At 71.5% G+C, this 8391-nt stretch carries 9 protein-coding genes; 5 read left to right on the top strand and 4 right to left on the bottom strand.

The window, feature by feature from the left end; translation table 11 throughout:
• The first annotated feature begins 1 nt into the window (after position 1).
• Genes IO33_RS0132360 through IO33_RS0132380 form a run of 5 tightly spaced genes read left to right on the top strand, consistent with a single transcriptional unit; the run spans position 2 to position 4946 of the window.
• Positions 2-415 (top strand): STAS domain-containing protein, encoded by a 414-nt coding sequence (locus IO33_RS0132360; RefSeq protein WP_031171597.1) that lies wholly within the window; start codon positions 2-4, stop codon positions 413-415.
• On the top strand, positions 415-858 hold the full coding sequence (locus IO33_RS0132365; RefSeq protein WP_031171598.1) for an ATP-binding protein: 444 nt from the start codon (positions 415-417) through the stop codon (positions 856-858). The genes IO33_RS0132360 and IO33_RS0132365 overlap by 1 nt, the downstream gene beginning before the upstream one ends.
• A complete protein-coding gene (locus tag IO33_RS0132370; RefSeq protein WP_031171600.1) occupies positions 858-1913 on the top strand; it encodes a SpoIIE family protein phosphatase in 1056 nt (351 codons plus the stop codon). Before IO33_RS0132365 ends, IO33_RS0132370 begins: the two co-directional genes overlap by 1 nt.
• Complete coding sequence (locus tag IO33_RS0132375) at positions 1910-3751, top strand: PP2C family protein-serine/threonine phosphatase (RefSeq protein ID WP_031171602.1); 1842 nt, start codon at positions 1910-1912, stop codon at positions 3749-3751. The genes IO33_RS0132370 and IO33_RS0132375 overlap by 4 nt, the downstream gene beginning before the upstream one ends.
• Complete coding sequence (locus IO33_RS0132380) at positions 3729-4946, top strand: PP2C family protein-serine/threonine phosphatase (RefSeq protein ID WP_031171604.1); 1218 nt, start codon at positions 3729-3731, stop codon at positions 4944-4946. The genes IO33_RS0132375 and IO33_RS0132380 overlap by 23 nt, the downstream gene beginning before the upstream one ends.
• Positions 4947-4949: 3 nt before the next feature.
• Here IO33_RS0132380 and IO33_RS0132385 read toward each other — a convergent pair whose 3' ends face one another.
• From IO33_RS0132385 to IO33_RS0132400, 4 genes are all read right to left on the bottom strand, one after another.
• On the bottom strand, positions 4950-5456 hold the full coding sequence (locus IO33_RS0132385; protein ID WP_037686544.1) for a MarR family winged helix-turn-helix transcriptional regulator: 507 nt from the start codon (positions 5454-5456) through the stop codon (positions 4950-4952).
• 504 nt (positions 5457-5960) lie between these two features.
• Positions 5961-6926: a pirin family protein gene (locus tag IO33_RS0132390; RefSeq protein WP_031171608.1), complete on the bottom strand. Its 966-nt coding sequence runs from the start codon at positions 6924-6926 to the stop codon at positions 5961-5963.
• Positions 6927-7081: 155 nt separating this feature from the next.
• Positions 7082-7420 carry a hypothetical protein gene (locus IO33_RS0132395; protein ID WP_031171610.1) on the bottom strand — a complete coding sequence of 113 codons (339 nt, stop codon included), beginning with the start codon at positions 7418-7420 and terminating at the stop codon, positions 7082-7084.
• Entirely contained in the window at positions 7417-8100 is a 684-nt protein-coding gene (locus IO33_RS0132400) for a SigE family RNA polymerase sigma factor (protein WP_031171611.1), read from the bottom strand. Before IO33_RS0132400 ends, IO33_RS0132395 begins: the two co-directional genes overlap by 4 nt.
• Between the last annotated feature and the right edge of the window lie 291 nt (positions 8101-8391).

Here is an 8391-nt window from a genome sequence, read left to right on the forward strand (position 1 = left end):
CGTGACCGCTCGCATCCCGGACCGCGCAACCGCGGTGCCGGTCCTGGCACTGGGGGAGACCCTGCTGGTCAGCCTCCAGGGCGAGCTGCACGACAGCCTGGCCGAACAGCTCCAGCACGACATCGCCCACCGAATCGCCCAAAGCAAGGCCAGCGGTGTGGTCATCGACATCTCCGGAGTGGAGATCGTCGACTCCTTCCTGGGACGCGTTCTCGCCGAGATCGCCGCCGGCGCCAGCCTGCTGGCGGCCCGCACCGTCCTGGCCGGCATGCGACCGGCCGTGGCGATCACGCTGGTCGAGTTGGGCCTCACCCTGCCCGGCCTGGCCACCGCCCTCGATGTCGAACGCGCACTGGAACTGCTCACGCAGCCGTCCCCGCCGAGCGCATCCAACAGGCGCGAGAGGGGGACGTGATGCCGGACTCCGACCCCGCCACGGTGACGCGTCTGTCGATCGGTTCGGACGCGGACCTCGCATGGGTCCGTCAGCAGGTACGCCAGTCCGCCGCCGAACTCGGCTTCGGTCTGGTGCAGCAGACGAAAGTGGTCACCGCGGCCAGCGAACTGGCCCGCAACACCCTGGTCCACGGTGGCGGCGGGCACGTGAAGATCAGTTCGCTCGTCCAAGGTGTGACCCGTGGTCTGCGCCTCTCCTTCGTTGACACCGGCCCAGGAATCCGTGATGTCCAGCTGGCCATGACCGATGGATACACCACCGGCGGAGGCTTGGGGCTCGGGCTGAGCGGCGCCAAACGCCTCGTGAACGAGTTCGAGATCGACACCGAACCCGGCCGGGGCACCACAGTCAACATCATCGCCTGGGCTACAGGCGTACCCGCAGCTCGCCTGGGGGCGTGATGACGCGCGTTTGGGACGTTCCGGTGCACGACTCCACGCGTGTAAGGGATGTCCGTGTGGCGGCCGAGGAGGCCAGCCTCCTGGCCGGCCTCGACCCGCACCGCACCGCGGTCGCCGCTCTGGTGGCCACCGAGCTGGCCACCAACCTGCTCAAGCATGCCAACGGCGGCCGCATGGTGATCGGCCTGGTCGACCGAGTGCGGGAGGAGACCCGCGCTCCGGTGGTGCAGCTCACCGCTCTCGACCACGGCTCCGGCATTCACGATGTCAGCGCGGCGATGCGTGACGGCTACACCACCAGCGAGGCGTCGCTCGGTGCCGGTCTGGGCACCTGCCTGCGCATATCCAGCGCGTTCGACCTGTACAGCACGCACCGGGGCACCGTTGCCGTGGCCCGGATCGACCAGGCGCCCGGCACCACCGGGCCTGGAAACGGGCAACCGGGCCCGACCGTAGGAGGGATCAACGTACCGCTGGCACAGGCCGAGCACTCCGGAGATGCCTGGAGCTTCGTCCGCCGGGGCTCTCGTCCGACCCTGATGCTCGCCGACGGCCTGGGCCACGGCGCCAAGGCCGCGCACGCGTCCAACGCGGCGGTCGACGCACTGCACCGCACTGCGCACCTGCCGCCCGCGGAGATCCTGCGCCAGATGCACCCGGCCCTGCGGCCTACGCGCGGGGCGGCCGTCGCCGTGGCTCAGTTGGACCTGGACAGCGCGGAACTCACGTTCACCGGGGTCGGGAACATCGGCGCCCGGTTGTACACCGCGGGCTCATGGCAGCACCTTGTCTCCCACCCTGGCATCGTCGGCGCCCAGTTCCCGGCGACGGTGCCCGTACAGCGACGGTCCTGGAAGCCGGGCAGCCTGCTCGTCCTGCACAGCGACGGATTGCCCAGCCGGTGGGTGCCCCCCGATGATCCCGGTCTCCTCGCTCAAGATCCGGCGGTGGTGGCCGCAACCATCCTGCGGGATGCCAACAGCGCCGCCAGCCCCGTGCGCGACGACACCAGCGTGGCCGTCCTGGCCTCCGACCCTGCGGACCGGCACCCATGATCACGCCTGAGGTTCGGAAGATCACCTCGGCCGCGGAAGCCGCTCGCGCCCGGATCTTCGCTGCGCGCCTCACGGCCGCCCTGGGCGCGCCCGAGGTCGAGCGGGCCCGCTTCCTCACCGAGCTCACAGCACGGCTTCGCCAATCTCTCGGCCAAGGTGGTGCGGAACTCACCCTCACCGTCCGGCGGACCGGCCCTGACCGCGCCGGGCACGTCCGGGCCGTCGTACGACCTACCCCGCCGATATACGACCCGATGCCGCCCTGGCAGCTCACTCTCGCCTGCCCCGGCCCCGTGACGGAGAACGTGCCGGGCCTGGCAGCCCTGGACGACAACCCTGTCGAGGCCGTCCTCTCGGCGGACGAGGAGACCGCGGCGATCCTGGCGAGGCTGGATGAGACGGAAAGGCTGCTGGGCGTCCACCGCGAGGAACTGCACCAGACCAACCAGGGGGTCTTCGCCCTTCACGCCGAACTGGACGCTGCCGTGCTCACCCAGCGGGAACTACTCGAAGCCGAACGGACCGCGCGCGGCGAGGCGGAGAAGGCACGGCGCCTGCTGACCTTCCTCGCCGACGCCAGCGCGGCCGTGACCGCGTCCCTCGACCACAGGGACATCCTGCGCCGGCTTCCCGAGTTGCTGGTCCCCGAGTACGCCAGCCACGTCGACGTCTGGATCTTCGACGACGAGCAGGCGGCCGGGAACGGTGCTCACTCAGCCGCCGCGGTGGCCGCCGCTCGCACCGACCGCCCTCACCACGCGGCACCGTACCCAGGGGAGCTCCCGGGTATCGACGACCTTCCGCCCTCCGCACTGAACCCCACCGGGCCCGTTCTCAGCATCCCCCTCACCGTGCGCCGGAGCCTGGGCGTGCTGACACTCACTCGCTACGGTGACCGCTTCGACGCGGACACCAGCGTCATGCTGGTCGAACTGGCCCGCCGCACCGCCATCGCCCTGGACCACGCCCTCCGATACGAGCAGCACCGGGAGACCGCCGAGGCCTTGCAACGCGCTCAGCTCACCGACCTGCCCACCGCTGACGGCCTCCGGCTGGCCGCCCGCTACCTGCCCGCCACCCGCGGGCTCAACATCGGCGGCGACTGGTACGACGCGTTTCCCCAGCCCGACGGCAGCCTGCTGACGGTCATAGGAGACGTCACCGGACACGGGCTGAACGCCGCCGTGATCATGGGCCAGCTGCGTACCGCTCTGCGCGTCTACGCCGTAGAGAACGACAGCCCCGCACAGATCCTGACCCGCTTGCACCGCATGCTGCGCCACCTGCAGCCGAACCTGTACGCAACCGCCATGATCGCCCGCTTCCGGCCCGGCGACCCACAGGTCGCGTGGGCCGCAGCCGGACACCCGCCGGCCGTTGTCCGCGCGCCCGACGGCAGCGTACGAATCCTGGACACCAAACCCGGTCTCATGCTGGGCGTCCCCCTGCCCTACGCATACGAAGACCACACGGCCGAACTGCCGCCCGGTTCGATGCTCGTCCTGTACACCGACGGCCTGGTGGAACGGCGTGCCCACGGGCTCGATCCGGGTATCGAGCTGCTCAGCCGCACCCTGGCCGCTTTGAGCGAGTCCGACCTGGAAGATCTCGAAACCTGCGCCGAGTCACTCCTCAAGCCATTGGTGCACGACTCCGAACGCGACGACGACGTCTGCCTCCTGCTGTGCCGCACCACGCCGCAAGCGATGCCGGACACAGTCGGTAACGAATCCCTGCAGCGGCTGGCCGTGGTCCTGTCCGACCGGTCCGGATCCAGCCTTCACCGCGATAGCGTGGAGGCCACAAGGGGAGAGGGTGGACGCCGTGAATGCCTTTGAACCGTTCTCGTCCGCGGAGAGCCGACTGCGCGCCGTCCCGCCCCACGCGCTGGTCGCCACCGCCGGATCCCTCCTGGCCGAGGGCTTCGGCGCACGGGACGTCACACTGCTCCTGGCCGACTACGGTCTGACAGTGCTGCAACCCGTCACACACCTGCCACACACCGGCGAGCCGGTCTCCGCGCACGACGGCCCCGCCGGCACCGCGTTCACCACCCAGAGACCGGTGGTCGAGGTCATCCCCGACACGACCATGGAACGGGTCCACTTGCCCATCACCGTCCGCGGTGACCGGCTCGGCATCCTCTCCATCCGCGTACCCGCCACCTCCGCGGACCCGGCCACCGTGCTCAGGCTCGGCGAGTTCGCCACAGCGCTCGGCCACGAGGTCGCCACCGCCGGTCGGGACACCGACCTGTACCTGCAGGCCCGTCGTACCCGCCGCCTCACCCTCGCCGCCGAGATGCAGTGGCAGCTCCTGCCGGGGAGCGGCTGTGCACGCCGGGAGTACACGATCGGGGCCCACCTGGAGCCGGCTTACGCCGTCGGCGGCGACAACTTCGACTGGTCCACCAGCGCCGACCATCTCACCCTCACTGTCACCGACGGCATGGGCCAGGGCATCGACGCCTCGCTGCTCACCAACCTCGCGGTGAGCGCCCTGCGCAACGCCCGCCGCGCCGGTATCGGCCTCGCCGACCAGGCCGCCCTGGCAGACCAGGCCGTGTACGCCACGTACGGCGGCAAGGTGTACGCCTCGACGCTGCTGCTCCGCTTCGACCTGGACACCGGAACCGTGCGCGCTGTCGACGCCGGCTCCCCCCAGCTGTACCGCCTGCGGGCCACCGGCATCGATCTGATCGAGTTGGAAGCGCAGCTCCCACTGGGCATGTTCGAGGAGACCCCGTACGAGGAGCAGACCTTCCAGGTGGAACCCGGGGACCGCCTCGTCGCCATCAGCACCGGCGTGCACGGCACCCGCTCGGCGACCGGAGACATCTTCGGGGAACGCGCCCTGCGCCAGATCCTGAGCGCGACCCGCCAGACCCCGCCGCACGAGACGGCGCGGGCGGTCGTCGCCGGCCTGATCGAACACTTCGGCAGCAAGGACCTCACCTCCGATGCCGCGGTCGTCTGCCTCGACTGGACCGGCAGAGCCGCCGAGAGAGCACCGCTCACCCCGGAAGGCGCCTGACCCTCACCGCGCGTCCGGTGGCTCGGCCGGAGGCAGCGCCCCACTCCGAGCGGCGAAAAACGCCTGCATCCCACGGCTCAGCGCTGACCGTTCCGCCGGCTCCATGGCCCTCAGTGCAACCGTCAGAGCCTGGGTCCGCCGCTCCGCCACATCGTCCAGCACACGGCGCCCCTGCACGGTGAGACTCAGCCGGACCTCGCGGCGCTTCTCCGGATGCAGCTTACGCTCCAGCATCCCCGCCGCCTCCAGTCGGTCGCAGAGCCGGCTGGCCGTGGGAAGTCCTATGTCCAGCCGCTCTGCCAATCCGGTGAGATTCAGATCCGGTGCCGCCTCAAGCGCACGCAGAGCCCGCAGCTGGTGCAGAGACAGGCGCAGGGCCGACTCCTGCGCAGCCAGCGACCACAGGTTCGTCAGACTCTCCACGGCATCGGCGATCTCCAGCGCGACTGTGTCCGGGCTATCGCCCGGTCCCTCCACACGGTCGCCGCCGGAGTCGTCGAGACGGGTCACGAACACATCGCTTTCAGTGAGTTCCGCATGCTGCCAAGGCAATCCTCATTCAATCGCTGTACCCGAAGACAAGGGGTACACGCTGTTTCTGCAGTGACTGGTACCGCCCGGACAGTGAAGGGCACGGCGCCTGCTTGAGCACCACCGCGCCCGGCTGGCCACCGTCGGCCACCCACCCCCGCTCCTGTGTCACCCCGACGGCCAAACCGCAGGGGCGACCGTCTCCGTGTCGAGCTGCCCTCCCGCCATCCGGTCTCCGTGGCCTGCCAGGCCGTGGCCCCATCGCAGGACCTCCGCGTACCGCGCGGTCGGGGTCCCGCCCGACTGTCCGTGGTCTGGCCGGTCACGCCCCCATCACAGGGGCGAAGAGCTCCGGAAGCGCGGGCGGCCTCGGAGCCGTCCCCGAGGCCGCATTCAAGGGCCGCGCCACCAGCGATCGTCGTGGGACGACAGGCGAAGAGACGGTCTCGAATGCCCTGGACCGCAAATCCGAGTTTTCCCAGGTCAGCGCACCCTTCCGCGCGGTTTCAACGGCACCGGCGGCAGCTCGGGTGCTGGCAGCGGAGCACCGTCGTAGCCCTTCACCTCGCCGAACCGGGTGCCCTTCATCCAGTCCTCGCGGGCCTGTACGACCTCGTCCTGGGAGCGGGCGACGAAGTTCCACCACATGACCAGCTCCTCCGCGAACGGCTCGCCGCCCAGGAGCATGATTGCGGCGTCCGACTCGGCGCGCAGCGGGAGTTCGGAGCGGCCGCAGCCGAGGTAGAGCAGGGAACCGGGGAGCACCGGTACGCCGTCCACGTGGACCTCTCCGGACATGGCCAGGACGCCGTACTCGAAGTCGGGCTCCAAGGGCAGGCGTACGTCGGCGCCCCGGGTGAGGGCGAGGTCGGCGCCGACGATCGGGGTGTACGTCGTACCGGGCGAGGCGGAGCCGTCGAGGGCGCCCAGGATCACCGTGGCGGTCAGGCCGGGCGCGGTGACCGTCGGCAGGTCCGGGTGGTACTCGAACCTCGGGTCGGTGTGGCGGTGTTCGTCGGGCAGCGCGACCCACAGCTGGGCGCCGTGCAGGAAGCGGGCGTGCGGGCGCGGGCTCTCCTCGGAGTGGCTGATCGCGCGGCCCGAGGTCATCAGGCCCAGCTGCCGGGGCCCGATCGTCTGCAGGCTGCCCGTCGAGTCGCGGTGCAGCACCTCGCCCTCGTGCAGCCAGCTCACCGTCTGCAGCCCGATGTGCGGATGCGGCGGGACCTGCATCCCGGGTTCGTCGGCGATGTCGTCCGGGCCGTAGTGGTCGACGAAGGCCCACGCGCCGATCATGCGACGTCCGAGGTTCGGCAGCAGCCGGCGTACCTCGGTCGACTCGCCCAGCCTCACCTGACGCGGGCTCAGCAGTTCGCGGACGGGCTCGGCGACGACGAATCCGCGACCGCCGCAGACACTGGGCACGGGCGCGCGGTCAAGATTGCTCATGCCGCCCAACCTAGCGGGGCCGGCGTCCTACCGGTGAGTGCGGAAACACCTATTTTGCGTGGCCGGGTCAATCGGCTGACTTGTCTCCGGCGGGCCCTGGGCAGGCCGTGGCCGACCATCCCGGCTCGCCGCGTCGCCCGCTGACGGCGCCGGAGTCACGGGTGCGGTGCGCTCGGCGACGGCTCGGCCGTGGACGGGGTGACCGTGCTCGGTACCGGGGACGGGGTGCCGATCGTCGGACGCGGGACGCGGGCCGGTTCGGCCGGGCGGGACGTGCCGTCGCGCACGGTGAAGAACACCAGCGCGGCCACCGCCGCCAGCACCAGCGCGCCCACGACGGCCCGGCGCAGCAGTACCCGGCGGGACCGTGCCGCCGTCGGCGGGCGCAGGGGCCGCAGGTCGGCGGGGCCGACGGAGTGGGCCCGCGCGGCCAGCGCGGACCGCAGCCGCTCCTCGACCGGCGTCCACGCGGTACCGGTACCGGACTCGTTCATCGCAGCACCTCCAGACGCCGGCCGAGAGCGTCCAGGGCCCTGCTGGCCGTGGACTTGACGGCACCCCGCGACAGACCGAGCGTCGCCGCGATCTCGGCCTCGCTCAGGTGCGACCAGTAACGCAGCACCAGTACCTCCCGCTGCCGCCGGGTCAGCGTGCGCAGCGCCGCCAGCACCTCCCGGTGGTCCTCGTGCAGCAGCACGTCCTCCTCCGGGGCGGGCGCGTGCTGTTCGGGGGCGGGGGTGTGCGCCCGTACCGTCCTGCGCCGGCGCAGCACCGAGCGGGCCCCGTTGACCACGCTGGTCCTCAGGTACGCCTCCGGGTCGTCTAGCGAGGCGAGCCGGTGACCGTGCCGGCGGAAGAGCGCGGTGAAGGCGTCCTGGACGACGTCCTCGGCCGTGGGCAGGTCGTCCACCAGCAGCACCGCCAGCCGGACCAGGGAGAGCCGGCGATGGTGGTACAACTCCTCGATCCCGGTCGGCTGTTCGGGGCCAGACATGGCGACCGCGGCGGTGCCGGTGCCCGTACCGGGTCCTGCCGGGCCGGTGGGTGTGTCCGTACGGGCGCGGGCGAGCAGACGCGTCCGCAGCGCCCGTCCGAACCGTCGCCAGGGTGCGGGATGTTCCGGGGCGCCGGCCCGGTCCCAGGGCAGGGCCGCCGGTGCTGTGGCTGTCGTCATGGGGCTCCCGGAACCGGAAGCGGGGCGCCGAGGGACGCCGGCCCGCTTCCGGTACCTGACTCGGTGGTGCTCAGTGGTGCTGCGGAACCGGCGCCGGTGCGGCGGGACCGTGGTGCGGGACGTGCCCGTGCCGCTTCGGTGCGGGCACGTGGCTCGGGGTCGCGTGTGCGGGAGGGGAGGGTAGGGGGCTCGGCTGCGCGTGTGCCGGTGCCGGCACCGGGGTGGGAGTGGCCGGTACGGGGGACGGGGCCGCGGTGCGCACCGGCGAGGGTACGGGGGAGGGGGTGGCCG

It is taken from the genome of Streptomyces durhamensis (genome assembly GCF_000725475.1).
GTDB lineage: Bacteria > Actinomycetota > Actinomycetes > Streptomycetales > Streptomycetaceae > Streptomyces > Streptomyces filipinensis.

Bases quoted from the DNA above. Each gene is read 5' to 3' on its own strand.
- IO33_RS0132365 (WP_031171598.1), top strand. From the start codon at position 415: ATGCCGGACTCCGACCCCGCCACGGTGACGCGTCTGTCGATCGGTTCG.
- IO33_RS0132370 (WP_031171600.1), top strand. From the start codon at position 858: ATGACGCGCGTTTGGGACGTTCCGGTGCACGACTCCACGCGTGTAAGG.
- IO33_RS0132375 (WP_031171602.1), top strand. From the start codon at position 1,910: ATGATCACGCCTGAGGTTCGGAAGATCACCTCGGCCGCGGAAGCCGCT.
- IO33_RS0132390 (WP_031171608.1), bottom strand. From the start codon at position 6,926: ATGAGCAATCTTGACCGCGCGCCCGTGCCCAGTGTCTGCGGCGGTCGC.
- IO33_RS0132395 (WP_031171610.1), bottom strand. From the start codon at position 7,420: ATGAACGAGTCCGGTACCGGTACCGCGTGGACGCCGGTCGAGGAGCGG.
- IO33_RS0132400 (WP_031171611.1), bottom strand. From the start codon at position 8,100: ATGACGACAGCCACAGCACCGGCGGCCCTGCCCTGGGACCGGGCCGGC.